We start from the raw sequence: 15,636 nt of genomic DNA on the forward strand, positions 1-15,636 counted from the left end.
CAGCGTGCGCGAGGTCGATCACCAGCGGCTGGACTCAGGGCGTTGTGGGAGGTTCGGGCCCGAATCGCCCTCGAAAATTGATTCGATCTTGAGGGGTGCGCTTGCGGCGGTTTGCTCAGCGCTTGCTCGGGTTGCGTAAGCCTTGCGCAAGTGGCGAAGCCCGGCCTCGTTGTCGCTTGATCTCCAGTTAGCTGCAGGTTTTACGGTCGGGTCCATGACGATTCTCGTGACGGGAGCGACCGGGAACGCCGGGCGCCGGGTCGTGGACGAACTCCTCGCGCTGGGCCGGGAGGTCCGCGCGGTCACCAGGAACGCGGCCGCCGCACGGCTCCCGGCCGGGGTCGAGGTTGTCGAGGGAGACCTGACCAGACCGGAGACGATCCCGTTCGACGGGGTCACCGGTGCGCACCTGCTGACCAACGCGGGCGACGACTACGCGGACCTGCTCACGGGCCCGGAGCTGGTCGAGCGAGCCGAGAAGGCCGGGGTCGGGCGGGTCACGGTGCTGTGGAGCGGGTCCCGGAGTCCGCTGGAGGAGGCGGTCACGGCCAGTTCGCTCGAGTGGACCGTGTTGCGGCCCGTGGACTTCATGTCGAACGCCCTGGTCTGGGCCGAGTCGGTGCGCGCCACGGGGGAGGTGCGGGAGCCGTTCGCGTACGCGCGGAGCGCGCTCGTGCACGAGGGCGACATCGGCGCGGTGGCGGCCGCCGTGCTCGTGAGGGGTGGGCACGGCGGCCGCACCTACACGTTGACCGGGCCGGAAGCGCTGTCCGTGCCGGAGCAGGTGGCCGCGATCGCCGCCGCCACCGGCAGGGAGATCAGGTACGTCGAGCAGTCCGAGGAGGAGGCACGGGCCGGGATGCTCGCGGCCGGGCGGCCCGCCGAGGTCGTCGACCTCCTGCTCGGGTGGAAGCGGGACATGCCCGCGGTGGGGTACACGGTGGTGAGCGACGTCGAGGACGTGCTGGGAAGGCCCGCGCGCTCGTTCGCCTCGTGGGCTCGCGAGCACGCGGGCGCGTTCGTCAGCGGAGCAGATACGCGTCGATGATCGTCTGTTCGACGGTCTGGCCGCCGCCGGACGCCTTGGCGCGCAACGACACCGACTTCGCGTCCCTCGGGTGGGCGAGCAGCACGCGCCCGGCCGTCATCTGCGTGCGGCGCCACGTCGTCCCACCGTCGTAGGAGACCTCGACGGACGTGATGCGCACCGAGTCCACCTGGGACTGCGTGGACAGCGGCACCGACAGCATCTGGCCCGCCTTCCCGCAGCCCTCGTCGTCCAGCTGCGGCGTGAAGCGGATGACCGACAACGGCAGCGCGGTCTGCTTCGCGGTGGTGTCGCTGCGGAACGTCCAGACGCCGGACACCTTGGTGCTCAAAGCGGTGTCGCGGGTCGCGGACGTCTCCACGCGGTAGTGCGCGGAGCCCGGTTCGACGTCGAGCGCCGCCCAGCCCGCCTCGGCCGTCTCGGCGGCCTTGACGCCGTCGCGGTACACCGTGGTCTTCGCCTCGGACACGGGGCTGTAGCCCTCGTTGCCCGCGCTGTCGCCGTACAGCGGCACGGTGATCCGGACGAAGTCGCCGGTGCGGAACGAGTGCGGCACGCCCCGCGTCGGTGGCAGCGCCGGGCCGAACACCGCGCGGTGGAAGGGTTCCACGTACGACCTGCCCGGCCGGTAGTGCCGCAGCGGTGTGACGAGACCGCCGATGTGGCCGGTCTCGTCGAACAGGGTGAACCGCCGCGACCAGTCCCCGCCCTCGCCGCCGTAGTACTCGGTGCGCGGGCCGGGCGTGAAGTTGTCGAGTGAGCCGTAGGTCCAGTCGGCGCGGCCCTCCGGCGAGGAGGTGTGGCCGATGCTCGCGGTCTGGCCGGGCCCGAGCGGTGGCATGTCGACCCTGACGGACGCGAGGTCCTTCTTCGCGACCGTCTTCGTCAGCCCGTTGGGCGCGGATCCCTTGCGGTACCAGGCGAGTCCGTAGAAGTCGGTGCCCGCGGTCCAGAACGTCGCGATCTTGCCGGTGACCTCGTCCGAGTCGGGGCCGAGGCTCGCGACGCCGAGGTGGTCGATCGCGCCGCCCACCGAGAAGTCGCCGATGGTGTAGCTCGTGCCGTTGACGACCCGTTCGAAACCGGTCTGCAGCAACGACAGCTGCGCGGCGACCGGGAGCGTCACCTTGATCGGCCTGGCCTGCCGGGCGTCGAGCGTGATCGTCGTCGCGCCGGTGACGGTGAGGTTCGGGTAGTTGATGGCGTCGTGCGTGTAGTCGCTGCCCGACGACAGAACGCTGCCGGACAGGACGTAGCGGCCCTTGGCCAGGCGTGCCACCCCTGTCGCGCTGTTCGGCCACACGCGGGCGCCGGTGTCGACGTTGACGAGGAACGCGAAGGTCGACGACGCCGGGGCGCCGGAGCGTTCGACGCCGGCCACCACGACGTCGTAGCTCTCGACCTCCAGGTCGGCGACGACGGCCGTCCGCACCCCGCTCGCCACGACCGCGCCGCCGAACACGCCACCGGCCGGTTGCCTCGCGAGGTCCGCGGTGACCGTGGCCTTCGCGGTGCCGCCCGCCGGGACCGTGAGCGTGGCGGGGGAGACGCTGAACAGCGCGCCGGTCGTCTCGGTGGTGAGGTCGAGCGTGACGGGCTCGGAGCCCGCGTTCGAGTACGTGATCTCCTTCGACAGCACGGGTTCGCCGGTGTGCGGCCACTGGTGCGAGCCGAAGCTGATGCCGGTCGGGCTCGACGTCACGTTCTGCTCGACCAGCTTGGCGACGTCGACGCGCCCGGAGCCCTGCTCGAACGGCGTCAGCTCCGCGGTAGGCGTGGTGCCGCCGGTCAGCCGCGCCTTGAGCGCGACCCCGTCCAGTCCGGGGTGCTGCTGGCGCAGGAGAGCCGCCGCGCCCGCCACGTGCGGCGTCGCCATCGAGGTGCCGTCGAGCGAGGTGTAGCCGTCGGCGACCGGCGCGCCGATCCTGCCGTCCGAGTGCAGGGCGGCGACGATGCCGACGCCCGGCGCGGTGAGGTCGGGCTTGAGCGTGCCCGCCTGCGTCGGGCCGCGGCTCGAGAACTCGGCGACGCGGTCCCGGTCGTCGACCGCGCCGACGGTCAGGGCCGCGTCGGCGGTGCCGGGAGAGCCGACGGTCTTCGCGTCCGGGCCGCTGTTGCCCGCCGCGACGACGAACAGCGTGCCCTTCTCGGCGCTGAGGCGGTTGACGGCTTCCTCGAGTGGTTCGACGGCGGGGGTGTCGAAGCCGCCGAGGCTCATGTTGACGACCTGGGCACCCTGCTCGACCGCCCACTCCATGCCGGCGATGATGCCGCTGTCCTGGCCGGAACCGTTGTCGCCCAGCACCTTCACGTCGAGGATGCGCGCACCGGGCGCCACCCCGTGGTACTTGCCGCCGCTCTTCGCGCCGGTGCCCGCGATGATCGACGCCACGTGCGTGCCGTGGCCGTGGTGGTCGCCGTTGTCCGGTGAGCTGGTGAAGTTCCGCTCGCCGACCTCGCGGTCCGCGAGGTCGGGGTGGGTGTGGTCGACGCCGGTGTCGAGGACGGCGACCGTGGTGCCCGTGCCGGTGAGGCCCGCGGCGTAGGCGGCGGGGGCGTTGATCTGGGCGACGCTGCGGTCCAGGGTGGCCTGGCGCCGGGCGTCGAGCCAGACCTTCTCGATGCCGCCCAGCGCTCGGCCGGCCCGTTCCAGTGCTCCCGGCTCCGACCGCGACCCCTCTTGCAGGAATGTTGACATTCCGACAAGGGGTGTCCGGGCCGCGTCGAACGCGACGCCGTTGATGCTCGGCAGCTGCAGCCCGGTGCTCAGGGTGCGCGGGGCGCCGTCGGGGTAGGTGACGATCACGGGCAGCGCGCCGCCGTACGTGGCGAGCTCGGTGACGTCGAAGAGCCGTTCGTCGAGGCGTCCGCTCGCGATCAGCGGAATGGCGTCCCGCGGCACCACGTACTCGTGGCCCTGCGCTGTGTAGGTCGTGAACACGACCCGCTCACGGCCCGGCGCCGGCCTGACAGCCCGCTGTCCGGTGAGGACCTGGTCACCGGTGATCAGCGTGACGGTCGGCGCGGACGCCGCCCGGTGCGGAGCGGCCGCGGGGGGAGCGGCTCGGTGCGGAACCGCTGGGGCGGGAGCGGCTTGTGCCTGGCCGGCGGTGAGCAGGGCACCGGTCAGGACGACGACTCCGAGTAAGCGCACCCGGTCCTCCGTGGGTCTGTGAGAGCGATCCCACGGACCGTAGTGAGGTGCTCACTCGGGTGACAAGGTCTACACCAATTTTCGGCACGTTCTACTCTTTGCGCCATGACGGGGCTGCGGGAACGCAAGAAGGCCGCCACCAGGGAGGCGCTGGGGGACGCGGCCTGGAGCCTGTGCGTGCGGCACGGCCTCGACCGGGTGACGGTGGACCAGATCGCGCGGGCGGCCGGGGTGTCGCTGCGGACGTTCTTCAACTACTTCTCCTCCAAGGAGGAAGCGGTCGTCGCCGGCGACACGGCCACCGCGCTCGCGTTCGTCGAGGAGTTCGCCGCACGCCCGTCCGGCGAACCGGTGCTGGTCGCGCTGCGGGAGGCGCTGCACTCGATCTACCCGCAGCACGTCGACCTCGAACGGCTCCGCCAGCTGCGCGAGCTGCGCCGCCACCCGTCGCTGCTGCCGCACGTGTTCGCCGCCTACTCGGCCCGCGAACAGGCCCTCACGGCGGCGATCGCCGAGCGCTGCGGCGTCGATCCGTCCGTGGACCCCTATCCGGCCGTGACGGCGTCGACGATCCTCGCGTCGATGCGCGCCGTGGTGCAGTGGTGGCTCGACACGCCCCAGGCTTCGGAGCGCTACACGGCGGCCGAGCTGGTCGGCCGGATGATCGACCAGCTCGGCACCGGGTTCACCAGGTGACCGGCAGCCTGTGCACGCCGTAGATCGACATGTCGGTGCGCAACGGCACCTCGTGAGCCGGCACGGCGAGCTGCAGCGACGGCAGCCTGCGCAGCAGCTCGGTGAAGCCCACCGCCATCTCGACGCGCGCGAGCTGCTGGCCGAGGCACTGGTGGATGCCGTGCCCGAACGCCACGTGGTGCCCGCGCGGCCGGTCGAGCAGGAGCGCGTGCGGGTCGTCGTACTGGCGCTCGTCGCGGTTGACCGCGGGCACCGACACCACGACCGTCTCCCCGGCCCGGACGGTGACGCCGCCGATCTCGACGTCCTCCCTGGCGTGGCGTGAGACGCCCGCGCTGATGATCGACAGGTAGCGCAGCAGCTCCTCGACCGCGTTCTCGACCAGCCCGGGGTCCGCGCGCAGCTTCTCGAGCTCCGCGGGGTGCTCCAGCAACGCGAACGTGCCGAGCGCCAGCATGTTCGCCGTCGTCTCGTGGCCCGCGATCAGCAGCAGGTTCGCGATGCCGACGAGCTCGTCCGTGGTGAGGTCGGTGTCGCGCACGAGCCCCGACAGCAGGTCGTCACCGGGGTCGCGCTGCTTCTCCTCGACGAGCTCGCGCATGAACCGGCGCATCTCGGTCGCGTTCTCGATCTGCTCGTCGACGGTCGTGGTCAGGCTGAGCAGCTTCGACGTGCGGCGCTGGAACTCGTCGCGGTCGCCGTAGTCGACGCCCAGCAGCTCGCAGATCACCAGTGACGGCACGGGCAGCGCGAAGTCGTGCACCAGATCGGCCGGCGGCCCCTTCTCGACCATCGCGTCGAGACAGCCGGTGACGATCTCGTGCACCCGCGGCGTGAGGTCGCGCATCCGGCGCACGGTGAACTGCCCGGTCAGCAGCCGCCGGAAGCGTGTGTGCTCGGGCGCGTCCATGAAGATGAACGACCCGGCCCGCCGCTCCGGCGGGAACATCTCGGCGTGCAGCTCGGGCGAGATCAGGGCCTTCGCGCGAGGGCTGTTGATCCGGTCCGAACTCATCTGCGGCGCGGCCAGCACGGCCCGCGCCTCGTCGTGCCCGGTCACGAGCCAGACGGAGTCCCCGTTGTGCTCGACGCGGTGGATCCCGCCGCGCCCGCTCAGCTCGGTCAGCCCCGTGGCCGGGTCGAACGGGCACCCTGCGCGCTTGTCGGTGAGTTCGGCGGGCAACTGCGGGCGGAGGAGCTGTGCCGCGTTGCGCTGCCGCTCGGCCGTGGTCATGGCCTCTCCCTGTCTGACCCGATGTGACCGGGTCGTGGCTCGGCGTCACCTCCACGCTACTCAAACTTGCGCATCGTGCAAGATTATTGCGGTCTCTTTACTCGGGAGACGGGAATCAGGAGCCGCTTGCCTCTGCTGTGAACCGGCACCGGCTCGCTCGCGGTCTTGAGTCGATCTCAGACCGCGAACACCTGCGAGTCGTCCGCGAAAGCCTTGAACTCCAGCGCGTTGCCCGCCGGGTCCAGCAGGAACATCGTCCACTGCTCACCGGCTTCGCCCTTGAACCGCACGTACGGCTCGATGACGAACTTCGTGCCGGCCTCGGTGAGCCGCGCGGCGAGTGCCTGGAACTCGTCGACCTCCAGCACCAGCCCGAAGTGGGGGACCGGCACGTCGTGGCCGTCGACGGGGTTGCTGACGCGCTCGGTCTTCGGCGCGAGGTGGGTGACGAACTGGTGGCCGTGCAGGTTCCAGTCGACCCATGTGTCGGAGCTGCGGCCCTGCTCCAAGCCGAGCGTCTCGCCGTAGAAGCGGCGGGCGGCGGCGAGGTCGTCGACGGGCATGGCGAGGTGGAAGCGGGGGATGTTCGGCATGTAGGAATGTTAACATTCCTACAATCGGTGGGATTGTGCGGTTGTTAACATTCGGACATGGGTAAGGACGACAAGCCGCTCACCCTCGCGCCCGCCCGTCGCCGGGGCCTGGGCAACGAGGTCGCGGACACGATCCGGTCGACGATCTTCACCGGCATGTTCCGGCCCGGTGACCCGTTGCGCGAGGTCGAGTTGTCGAAGGCGCTGCAGGTCAGCCGGGGTCCCGTGCGGGACGCGCTGCAGTTGCTCGAGCGCGAGGGGATCGTGCGCAGCGAGTGGCACCGGGGCGCCACGGTGACGGTGTTGTCGGACGAGGACGTGGCCGAGCTGAACAGCTTGCGCGGTGCCTTGGAGGAGTTGGCCGTGCGCCGCGTGGTCGAGCACGCCAGCGACTCGGCCCTCGTCGCGATCGCCATGGCGGCGAAGGCGATGGAGCGGGCCGAGGACCCCTACGGGATGGTGCGCTGCGACATCCAGTTCCACGACGCCGTGTACGTGGCGGCCAAGCACTCGCGGCTGCTGGAGGCCTGGTACGGGATCCGCTCGCAGGTGTTCCTGTTCCTGATCATGCGCATCAACTCGAGCACGGCCGACTACCTCGACCACGTGCGGCTGGAGCACGACATGCTGGTGGCGGCGTTGCGGGCGCGGAACGTCGAAGCGGCGCTGGAGTTGTTCGCGGTGCACCGCAAGCACGCGTTCGACGTGCTCGCCTCCGAGGCGTGAGCCGCGGTCCACATCGGACACGGAGCCGGGGGATTGGAGCTAGAGCCACCCGTGCTCGACGGCCCGCTGGAAGGCCTCGGACCGGTTGGCCACGCCGAGCTTCGCCACCGCGGCCGACAGGTGGTTGCGCACGGTCCCGGCGGACAGCGAGGTGCGGGAGGCGATTTGCGCCACCGGCGTCCCGAACTCGCTGAGCCGCAGCACCTCCAGCTCCCGTTGCGTCAGCGGGCAGGGCGGGGCGGCCAGCGCGTCGGCGGCCAGCGCCGGGTCCACCCAGCGCCCGCCCGAGTGCACGCGGCGGATCACGTCGGCGAGCGTGCCGCCGGGGGATCCCTTGGGCAGGAAGCCGCGAGCGCCGGCGTGCAGGGCCTGCTGCAGGTGCGGTGGCCGGCCGCGGCCGGTGAGGATGACGACCGCGCACGAGGGCAGCACCCGCCCCAGCTCCTCGGTGACCTCCAGGCCGTCCAGGAAGGGCATCTGCAGGTCCACCACGGCCACGTCCGGCCGGTGGGCCCGCGCGGCCTCGACAGCGGCCCTGCCGTCACCGGCGCGGGCCACCACCTCGAGGTCCGGTTCCAGGTCGAGCAGGGCCGCGAGGGCGTCGCGGATCAGCTCCTCGTCGTCGGCCAGCAGCACCCTGATCACGCGGGTACCACGACCTGCAGCGTGAAGACGTCGCCGGACTTCTCGGCGGACACCCGGCCGCCCACGGCGGCGAGGCGTTCGCGGATGCCGCGCAGGCCGTTGCCCTCCAGAGAAGGCTTCTCGGTGCCGTCGTTCGTCACGGTCATCCGCACCTCCTCGTCGGCCACAGCGACGTCGATCATGCACCACGTGGCGTGGCTGTGGCGCAGCACGTTGGTGCACGCCTCGCGCAACGCCAGCGCGAGTTGCGTGGCCGGCTCGCCGTGCACGTCGGCGTCCGCGACCGTGCAGCGGATGCCCGCCTCCGTCAGGACGTCGCGCACTGCCTCCAACTGCTCCGGCAGGTTCACGGCGCGATAGCCGTGCACGGCGTCACGCACCTCCTCCAGGGCCGTGGACGCCAGTCGTTGCGCCTCGAACGCCTCCGCGGCCGAGCGCTCGGGGTCGGTCGCGGCCAGGCGGCCGGCCAGTTCGGACTTCAGGGCGATCACGGTCAGGCGGTGGCCCAGCAGGTCGTGCACGTCGCGGGCGAACCGCAGGCGTTCCTCGCTCACGGCGAGCTCGGCCTGCGCCTCGCGACCGGCGCGGGCCTCGCCGAGCAGTCCGGCGAACCACATCGGCAGGCCGCCCATCGCGATGATCGTCGCGCCGACGGAGGCCGCGATCATCTGGTACGCCGTGTGGTCGCGGCTGACGAAGAAGCCGATGACCCCGGCCAGCACGACGGAGCCGACCGCGGCGAGCCACCGCCAGGGACCGGTCAGCAGCAGAGGCGCGAAGCCGGCCGCCGCGCCGCCGATCCACGCCCAGGTGTGCAGCTCGTCGGAGCCGACCGGCGCGACCAGCGGGATCGTCGCGAGGGTCGCGGCCACGAGCACCCGCAGCGGACCGCCGCGCAGCGTCACCGCGTACGCGACGGCCAGCACCAGAAGACCCAGCACGCCGAGCCAGCGCGTCGCGGACGGCTCGCGCAGCACCGCGACCAGCGGCACGGCGAGCGACGCCACCCACAGCAGGTGCAGGGTGCCGCGCAGAGCGGTGTGCGGAAGATCGGTCATCGCCATCAGACTAGAACCACACCATCAGGATCGTGACCGCGATGACCAGGTCGAACACGCCGCAGAACTCCGACCACCAGCGCGGCACGACCGCGTTGCGCACGTGGTGGACGAGGTCCCAGACGGCGTGCGCGCCCCAGGCGAGCGCGATCAGCAGGACCCCGGCCGGGGGCGACACCAGGACCACCGCGGCGGCGAGCACCGCGTAGAGGGCGAACACCCCGAGCTGCACGCCCGGCGCCCGCCGGCCCCAGAACAGGTACACGGCCTGGCACAGCAGCAGCGTCCACACGGGAGGCACGAGCGGCGACTGCCAGAAGTCGAACGTCACCGCGAGCGCGACCACGGTGGGCCAGCGCGAGCCGAGTGCCTTGACCACCGGGTTCGCGCTGGGCGTTCCGTGCGCGTCGTGCCGGTGCCTGACCAGCACGAACGCCATCGCGGGCAGCATCAGCAGATGCCCGCCCACCTCGACGGCGTGACCGTCGAGCAGCCCGAACCAGTACGGCACGAGCACCGCCAGGTACGGCACGAACATCGCCGCGCACATCTCGGCGATCCGGCCGTGACCCCGGTACGACATCCACAACGCCATCGGCGCCGACATCGCCACCGCCATCCACAGGGCGGCGAGCTCGACGCTCTCCGGCGTCCACAGCGGCCCGAGCAGGGCCATCCCGACGAGCATCGCCACGAGCATCTCGGCTCCGTGGCGCACCAGCGGCCGAACCGCGGGAGAAACCGTTGTTGTCATGCGCCGAGCATCGGGAAGATCGGGGACAAGCCCCATCCGTGCGATGTCATGACCTGCCTGTGCGAAACGCACAGGTGATCTATGCGTCGATCTCGGCCCAGATGGTCTTCCCGCCGGTGAACTCGCGGGTGCCCCAGCACCGGGAGATCTGGGCGATCAGGATCAACCCGCGTCCCCGCGAGTCGCCGAGCCTGGACTGGCCGAGCTGAGGCAGTTCGGCGGGTGTGTGGTCGTCGACCTCGACCCGCACGAAGTCAGTGTGGCGTTGCACACGCACGACCCGAGGTCCCTGCGCGTGTTCATAGGCGTTGCTGGCCAGTTCAGTGCACACCAGCAGGACGTCGAGCCGGGTGTCTTCCGGCAGGTCCCGCAAGAGCGCCCCCACCCACGCGCGCACGGCGGCGAGGTCGGGCGTTCCCTCCGGCAGGGTGTGCACGGTCCTCGCGGAGGCGCTCAGCACCTCTGGGGTGTCCATATCCATCCCACCTCGTTCGGCTGAGGCCTCCTGGCTGCTCAAGATGGCCGTCAGAGTGCGAAATACCACTGTGCGTGCTACCCCAAACGTGTGGACGGGTATGGCTTGGACCTCGCGCTGGTCGCGCTGCTGGTGCTGCTCAACGCCGCCTTCGCGGGCAGCGAGATGGCGTTCGTGTCGCTGCGGGAGGGCCAGCTGCGCTCCCTGGAGAGGGAGGGGCACCGCAGGCTGGTCAAACTGGCACGGGACCCGAACCGGTACTTCGCGACCGTGCAGATCGGCATCACCCTGTCGGGCTTCCTGGCATCGGCCACGGCGGCGGTCTCGCTCGCGGCGCCGGTGGTGCCGCTGCTGAGCTTCCTGGGAGGTGCCGCCAACGGGGTCGCGATCGCGCTCGTGACCGTCGTGCTCACGTTCGTCACGCTGGTCTTCGGGGAGCTGGCGCCCAAGCGCCTCGCGATGCAGTACGCGGTCCGCTGGGCGAAGATCGTCGCGCGCGTGCTCGACCTGCTCTCGACGATCTCGCGGCCGGCGGTGTGGCTGCTGAGCAGGTCGACCGATCTGGTGGTGCGGGTCTTCGGCGGTGACCCGAACCGCGACGAGGAGCAGATGTCGGCGGAGGAACTGCGCGATCTCGTTGAGGTGCAACAACATTTGAACCCCGAACAGCGCACGATCATGACCGGTGCGCTGGAGATCCACGAGCGGCGCCTGCGCGAGGTCCTCGTGCCCCGAAGGCAGGTGACCGTTCTCGACGCAGGTTTGGACACGGCGGTGGCGCGGGAAATCTTGGCGAAGTCCGGACATTCACGGGCACCGGTGACCAAGGACGGTCACCTGGACGACGTGGTCGGCGTGGCCAACCTGCGCGACCTGCTCGACGACGAGGTGGCCCTCGCGGACGTGGCGAGGGCGCCGATGGTGCTCCCGGACTCGGTACGCGTCACGGACGCGTTGCGGCGCATGAAGGCCGAGCACGAGCAAATGGCGCTCGTGGTCGACGAACACGGCGCCGTCGACGGCATCGTGACGCTGGAGGACCTGCTGGAGGAGATCGTCGGTGAGATCTACGACGAGACCGACTCCGACGTGGTGGCGGTGAAGGCCGAACCCGACGGGTCGATCGAGCTGCTGGGCACGTTCCCGGTCCACGACCTGGTGGACGTCGGCGTCGAGCTGCGGGACCCGCCCGCGGGCCCCTATTCGACGGTCGCGGGCCTCGTGCTGGTGCTCCTCGGCCGCATCCCCGAAGAACCGGGTGACGTGGTGGAGGTGTCCGGCTGGTCGATCGAGGTGCTGGAGGTCGAACACCACGCGATCACCCAGGTGCGGTTGAAGCACCGGAAGCGAGATGAGGGAGAGGTCACAGCGGAAACCGCGGAATGAGACGGGCCTCTGAACCGTTACACACCAGTGGAGCCACTTCGGCTGCCACTCCTGCCAACGGAAACGGGGGGATTTGTCATGCCTGCGAATCTGAAGAACCGCGCATCCGGGCAGCAGGACGGCGACTCGGTCGGCCAGTACCTGCGCGATGTCGGCCGCACGCCGCTGCTCACAGCCTCGGAAGAGGTCGAGCTGTCCCGGCGCATCGAGGCCGGCGTCTACGCGGCCCAGCTCCTGGAGAGCGGGGACACCGGAAATCGTGAACCGCGCCTGCTGCGCCGCGTCGTGGCCGAGGGCGAGCGCGCCAAGGACCACATGATCCGCGCGAACCTGCGCCTGGTCGTGTCGGTAGCGAAGAAGCACTCGTTCCGCGGCCTGCCGTTCGGCGACGTGGTCCAGGAGGGCAACCTCGGCCTGATCCGCGCGGTCGAGAAGTTCGACTACGCCAAGGGATACAAGTTCTCGACCTACGCCATGTGGTGGATCCGCCAGGCGATCGAGCGCGGTCTCGCCGAGCAGACCCGCACCGTCCGCCTGCCGGTGCACGTGGTCGAAGAGGTCAACAAGCTCAAGAAGATCGGTCAGAAGCTGTCCGCGTCGCTCGGCCGCGAGGCGACGGTCGAGGAGATCGCCGCCGAGGCCAAGTGCTCGCCGCAGCGCGTGCAGGACATGCGCGACGCGGCCCGCACGTGCGTGTCGCTGGAGACGCCGGTCGGCGGCGAGGGCGACTCGGTGCTGGGCGACCTGATCCAGGACACCGACGGGGTGTCGGCGCCGGACCTGGTGGAGCAGCAGGAGTTCACCGAGGGCGTGCGGTCCCTGTTGGACGTCCTCCCCGAACGGCAGGGCCGGATCATGCGCCTGCGCTACGGCCTGGAGGACGGGCGTGCCCGCACCCTGCAGGAGGTCGCCGAGGAGCTCGGCCTCACCCGTGAGCGCATCCGCCAGCTCGAGAAGCAGTCGCTCGCCCAGCTCAAGCAGTCGGGCGACCGGGACGACCTTTTCGCACTGGCCGGCTGACAACACGACGAAAGTCGCTTGTTCCCGGGCTTGCCACAACTAAAGACTCATCACGTCCGACAACGGACTAACGCTGTTTCGCAACCGCGTGTGAACGCATCTTGGGCCGTCGAGGGCCGGCCCGCGTTCACACGCGGTTCCCTGCGAATGAGGAGCAGTGATGAGACAACGCACCCTGCGCACGCTCGGGGTGGCGGCTATCGCCGTCGCCGGCACCGTGCTGGCGCTCCCCCAGGCCGTCGCCGCACAGCCGGAGGGACCGATCGTCGCGGAAAGCGCGCCGAACGCGGTCCAGGACAGCTACATCGTGGTGCTCAAGGACAACGCCGTCGCGAGCTCGGAGGTCAGCGGGCGCGCCGACGACCTGGCAGCGCGTTACGGCGGCAAGAAGGGCTTCACCTACAAGGCCGCGTTCAAGGGCTTCTCGGCCACGATGTCGAAGCAGCAGGCCAAGCGCCTCGCCGCGGACCCGTCGGTGGCCTACGTGGAGCAGGACCGGACCGTGCGGGTGCTCGCGGACCAGCTGAACCCGCCGTCGTGGGGCCTGGACCGCGTCGACCAGGCGGACCTGCCGCTCGACAGCAGGTACAGCTACAGCACCGGTGCCTCCAACGTGACCGCGTACGTGATCGACACGGGCATCAACTACGACCACGCCGACTTCGGCGGCCGGGCGACGTTCGGGTTCGACGCGTTCACCGACGGCCGCAACGGCAAGGACTGCCAGGGGCACGGCACGCACGTCGCGGGCACCGTCGGCGGTTCGACCTACGGCGTGGCGAAGCAGGTCAAGCTCAAGGCCGTCCGCGTGCTCAACTGCTCCGGTGGCGGCTCCGTCTCGACCGAGGCGGCGGGCGTCGACTGGGTCACCGCGAACGCCGTCCTGCCGGCCGTCGCGAACATGAGCCTCTACACCGGTGTGGCGAACGAGCCGAGCCGCGTGCTCGACGACGCCGTGCGCGCGTCGATCGCCCGTGGCATCACGTACGTCGTGGCGGCGGGCAACTTCAACGACGACTCCTGCAAGTACTCGCCGCAGCGGGTCACCGAGACGATCAACGTCATGGCGACGGCCCGCACCGACGCCCGCGCGTCGTTCTCCTCCTACGGCACCTGCAGCGACCTGTTCGCGCCCGGTCAGGACATCGTCTCCGCGTCCTACAGCAACAACACCGGTTCGGCCACGATGAGCGGCACGTCGATGGCGTCCCCGCACGTGGCGGGCGCGGCGGCGCTGTACCTCGCGGACAACCCGGCCAAGACCCCGGCGGAGGTGCAGGCGGCGATCATCGCCCAGGCCACCCCGAACAAGGTCACCAACCCCGGCGCGAACTCGGCGAACCGCCTGCTGCGCACCGGCACCGGCGGCGTTCCCGGCGTCTCCGTGACCAACCCGGGCAACCAGAGCACCGCGCTCGGCGGCACGGCGAACCTCACCCTGTCCGCGTCCGGCGGCACCGCGCCGTACACGTGGTCGGCGACCGGTCTGCCGACCGGCCTGTCGATCGGGTCGTCGTCCGGTGTGGTCTCGGGCACCGCGACCGTCGCGGGCACCTACAACGTGACCGTCACGGCCACCGCGTCGGCGGGCGGCTCGGGCAGCACGTCGTTCACGTGGACGGTCGGCTCGGCCACCTGCGCCCCGCAGACCAACGGCACCGATGTCGCGATCCGCGACAACACCACGGTGACGTCGACGGTCGTGTTCAGCGGCTGCACCGGCACGGCGTCGGCGAGCAGCTCGGTCGAGGTGCACATCAAGCACACCTACAGGGGTGACCTCGTCGTCGACCTGGTCGCGCCGGACGGTTCGGTCTACAACCTGCACAACCGCGCGGGTGGCAGCGCCGACAACATCGACCAGACCTACGCGGTCAACCTGTCGTCGGAGACGCGCAACGGCACCTGGACGCTCCGGGTCCGCGACGCCGCCACCGCCGACGTCGGCAGCATCGACACCTGGACGCTGACGCTCTAGAGGCTTCGCAGCGTCTCGGTGAAGTAGTGCAACGCGAGCTCCGCGTCCCGTGACTTCTCGTGCGGGGCGCGGAGCTCCGCCGCAAAGCCCGCGATGTCGTCCACGGCCCAGCGCAGCGCGTAAAAGCCGGTTCCCCCGCCGAGGAACCAGAGGTCGCGTTCCGGCGGCGCCAGTCCGACGGTGTCCCAGTCGACCAGGCACAGCCCCGCGGGAGTCCGGATCACGTTGCCCGCGTGGGGTTCCCCGTGCGTGACCACCCGCTCGCCGGGCAGCTCCGCGGCGAGCCGGTCCAGTTCGGCCAGTGCGGCGCGGAGGATGTCGGCGTGCGCCACGAACACCTCCCGCGCCTGCTGCGAGAACCACTCGCCGGGCTCGTCGAGCAACGCCGCCAGCGCGACCGTGCCCGGTACCTCGACCGGCGCGACCGGCGTGCTCTCCGGCGGCTCGCAGCGGTGCAGCGCGGTCAGCAGCTCGGCGACACCCTCGTGGACGGGATCGCCGAAGTTCCCCGCTTTGCCCGCCCGGTAGGGGAAAACGCTCAGCGCGTACCGGTCGTTGAGCAGGACCACGGTGTCGCCGTCGTCCGATCGCACCGGTGCCACCACGAACGGCAGCTGCTCGCCCAGGGCCGCCGCGGTGTCCATCGCCCGCCGCAGCCGCGACAGCGGCTTGGTCGTCAGGTCGGAGACCGAGGTGAACCACCGGTCGTAGACCGTCCAGTGGTGGTCGCCGAAGCCGACGGGGGCGTGGACGGGTTTGCCGGTGATGCCGTACCGGGCGAGTCCGTCGCGCAGCTCGTGCTCGGGCAGTCCCGCCGGAAGATCCTCCACGACCCGTGAAGCTACCGGTCCGGGTGCGAGGATGTCGGC

Annotated in this window: 14 protein-coding genes; 6 read left to right on the plus strand and 8 right to left on the minus strand. The window is 70.8% G+C overall.

Going from position 1 to position 15,636, the window contains the following annotated elements:
- Positions 1 to 214 precede the first annotated feature (214 nt).
- A complete protein-coding gene (locus tag L6E10_RS36835) occupies positions 215 to 1,048 on the plus strand; it encodes an NmrA family NAD(P)-binding protein (RefSeq protein ID WP_236224789.1) in 834 nt (277 codons plus the stop codon).
- Here L6E10_RS36835 and L6E10_RS36840 read toward each other — a convergent pair.
- A complete protein-coding gene (locus L6E10_RS36840) occupies positions 1,023 to 4,202 on the minus strand; it encodes a S8 family peptidase (protein ID WP_236224790.1) in 3,180 nt (1,059 codons plus the stop codon). The two genes, L6E10_RS36835 and L6E10_RS36840, sit on opposite strands and share 26 nt — an antisense overlap.
- A gap of 105 nt (positions 4,203 to 4,307) precedes the next feature.
- Here L6E10_RS36840 and L6E10_RS36845 point away from each other — a divergent pair, with 105 nt between their 5' ends.
- A complete protein-coding gene (locus L6E10_RS36845; RefSeq protein ID WP_236224791.1) occupies positions 4,308 to 4,898 on the plus strand; it encodes a TetR/AcrR family transcriptional regulator in 591 nt (196 codons plus the stop codon).
- Here the strand turns inward: L6E10_RS36845 and L6E10_RS36850 are convergent.
- The gene (locus L6E10_RS36850; protein WP_236224792.1) at positions 4,888 to 6,132 is read right to left on the minus strand and encodes a cytochrome P450; all 1,245 of its coding nucleotides are present in this window, start codon (positions 6,130 to 6,132) and stop codon (positions 4,888 to 4,890) included. The genes L6E10_RS36845 and L6E10_RS36850 overlap by 11 nt on opposite strands.
- A 176-nt stretch (positions 6,133 to 6,308) precedes the next feature.
- Positions 6,309 to 6,725: a VOC family protein gene (locus L6E10_RS36855; protein ID WP_236224793.1), complete on the minus strand. Its 417-nt coding sequence runs from the start codon at positions 6,723 to 6,725 to the stop codon at positions 6,309 to 6,311.
- Between the two features lie 57 nt (positions 6,726 to 6,782).
- On the opposite strand from L6E10_RS36855, the gene L6E10_RS36860 reads away from it, so the two are divergent.
- Positions 6,783 to 7,451 (plus strand): GntR family transcriptional regulator, encoded by a 669-nt coding sequence (locus L6E10_RS36860; protein WP_236224794.1) that lies wholly within the window; start codon positions 6,783 to 6,785, stop codon positions 7,449 to 7,451.
- A gap of 39 nt (positions 7,452 to 7,490) precedes the next feature.
- Here the strand turns inward: L6E10_RS36860 and L6E10_RS36865 are convergent, their stop codons facing one another.
- The 4 genes from L6E10_RS36865 to L6E10_RS36880 all read right to left on the minus strand — a co-directional run bounded on the left by L6E10_RS36865 (position 7,491) and on the right by L6E10_RS36880 (position 10,383).
- Positions 7,491 to 8,096 (minus strand): response regulator transcription factor, encoded by a 606-nt coding sequence (locus tag L6E10_RS36865; protein WP_236224795.1) that lies wholly within the window; start codon positions 8,094 to 8,096, stop codon positions 7,491 to 7,493.
- Positions 8,093 to 9,154, minus strand: a complete 1,062-nt coding sequence (locus L6E10_RS36870) for a sensor histidine kinase (RefSeq protein ID WP_236224796.1) — start codon at positions 9,152 to 9,154, stop codon at positions 8,093 to 8,095. Before L6E10_RS36870 ends, L6E10_RS36865 begins: the two co-directional genes overlap by 4 nt.
- Before the next feature lie 10 nt (positions 9,155 to 9,164).
- On the minus strand, positions 9,165 to 9,908 hold the full coding sequence (locus L6E10_RS36875; RefSeq protein ID WP_236224797.1) for a hypothetical protein: 744 nt from the start codon (positions 9,906 to 9,908) through the stop codon (positions 9,165 to 9,167).
- A 79-nt stretch (positions 9,909 to 9,987) separates the two neighbouring features.
- On the minus strand, positions 9,988 to 10,383 hold the full coding sequence (locus L6E10_RS36880) for an ATP-binding protein (protein ID WP_236224798.1): 396 nt from the start codon (positions 10,381 to 10,383) through the stop codon (positions 9,988 to 9,990).
- A gap of 90 nt (positions 10,384 to 10,473) precedes the next feature.
- On the opposite strand from L6E10_RS36880, the gene L6E10_RS36885 reads away from it, so the two are divergent.
- From L6E10_RS36885 to L6E10_RS36895, 3 genes are all read left to right on the plus strand, one after another.
- Entirely contained in the window at positions 10,474 to 11,769 is a 1,296-nt protein-coding gene (locus L6E10_RS36885; protein WP_236224799.1) for a hemolysin family protein, read from the plus strand.
- Positions 11,770 to 11,847: 78 nt separating this feature from the next.
- On the plus strand, positions 11,848 to 12,789 hold the full coding sequence (locus tag L6E10_RS36890; protein WP_236224800.1) for an RNA polymerase sigma factor RpoD/SigA: 942 nt from the start codon (positions 11,848 to 11,850) through the stop codon (positions 12,787 to 12,789).
- A 160-nt stretch (positions 12,790 to 12,949) separates the two neighbouring features.
- On the plus strand, positions 12,950 to 14,767 hold the full coding sequence (locus tag L6E10_RS36895) for a S8 family serine peptidase (RefSeq protein ID WP_236224801.1): 1,818 nt from the start codon (positions 12,950 to 12,952) through the stop codon (positions 14,765 to 14,767).
- Here L6E10_RS36895 and L6E10_RS36900 read toward each other — a convergent pair.
- The gene (locus L6E10_RS36900) at positions 14,764 to 15,597 is read right to left on the minus strand and encodes an aminoglycoside phosphotransferase family protein (protein WP_236224802.1); all 834 of its coding nucleotides are present in this window, start codon (positions 15,595 to 15,597) and stop codon (positions 14,764 to 14,766) included. The genes L6E10_RS36895 and L6E10_RS36900 overlap by 4 nt on opposite strands.
- Between the last annotated feature and the right edge of the window lie 39 nt (positions 15,598 to 15,636).

Source organism: Lentzea sp. CC55 (assembly GCF_021056325.1).
Classification (GTDB): Bacteria; Actinomycetota; Actinomycetes; order Mycobacteriales; family Pseudonocardiaceae; genus Lentzea; species Lentzea jiangxiensis.

Coding starts and splice junctions, on each gene's coding strand:
- L6E10_RS36845 (WP_236224791.1), top strand. CDS start 4,308: ATGACGGGGCTGCGGGAACGCAAGAAGGCCGCCACCAGGGAGGCGCTG.
- L6E10_RS36850 (WP_236224792.1), bottom strand. CDS start 6,132: ATGACCACGGCCGAGCGGCAGCGCAACGCGGCACAGCTCCTCCGCCCG.
- L6E10_RS36870 (WP_236224796.1), bottom strand. CDS start 9,154: ATGACCGATCTTCCGCACACCGCTCTGCGCGGCACCCTGCACCTGCTG.
- L6E10_RS36860 (WP_236224794.1), top strand. CDS start 6,783: ATGGGTAAGGACGACAAGCCGCTCACCCTCGCGCCCGCCCGTCGCCGG.
- L6E10_RS36835 (WP_236224789.1), top strand. CDS start 215: ATGACGATTCTCGTGACGGGAGCGACCGGGAACGCCGGGCGCCGGGTC.
- L6E10_RS36855 (WP_236224793.1), bottom strand. CDS start 6,725: ATGCCGAACATCCCCCGCTTCCACCTCGCCATGCCCGTCGACGACCTC.
- L6E10_RS36895 (WP_236224801.1), top strand. CDS start 12,950: ATGAGACAACGCACCCTGCGCACGCTCGGGGTGGCGGCTATCGCCGTC.
- L6E10_RS36875 (WP_236224797.1), bottom strand. CDS start 9,908: ATGACAACAACGGTTTCTCCCGCGGTTCGGCCGCTGGTGCGCCACGGA.
- L6E10_RS36890 (WP_236224800.1), top strand. CDS start 11,848: ATGCCTGCGAATCTGAAGAACCGCGCATCCGGGCAGCAGGACGGCGAC.
- L6E10_RS36880 (WP_236224798.1), bottom strand. CDS start 10,383: ATGGACACCCCAGAGGTGCTGAGCGCCTCCGCGAGGACCGTGCACACC.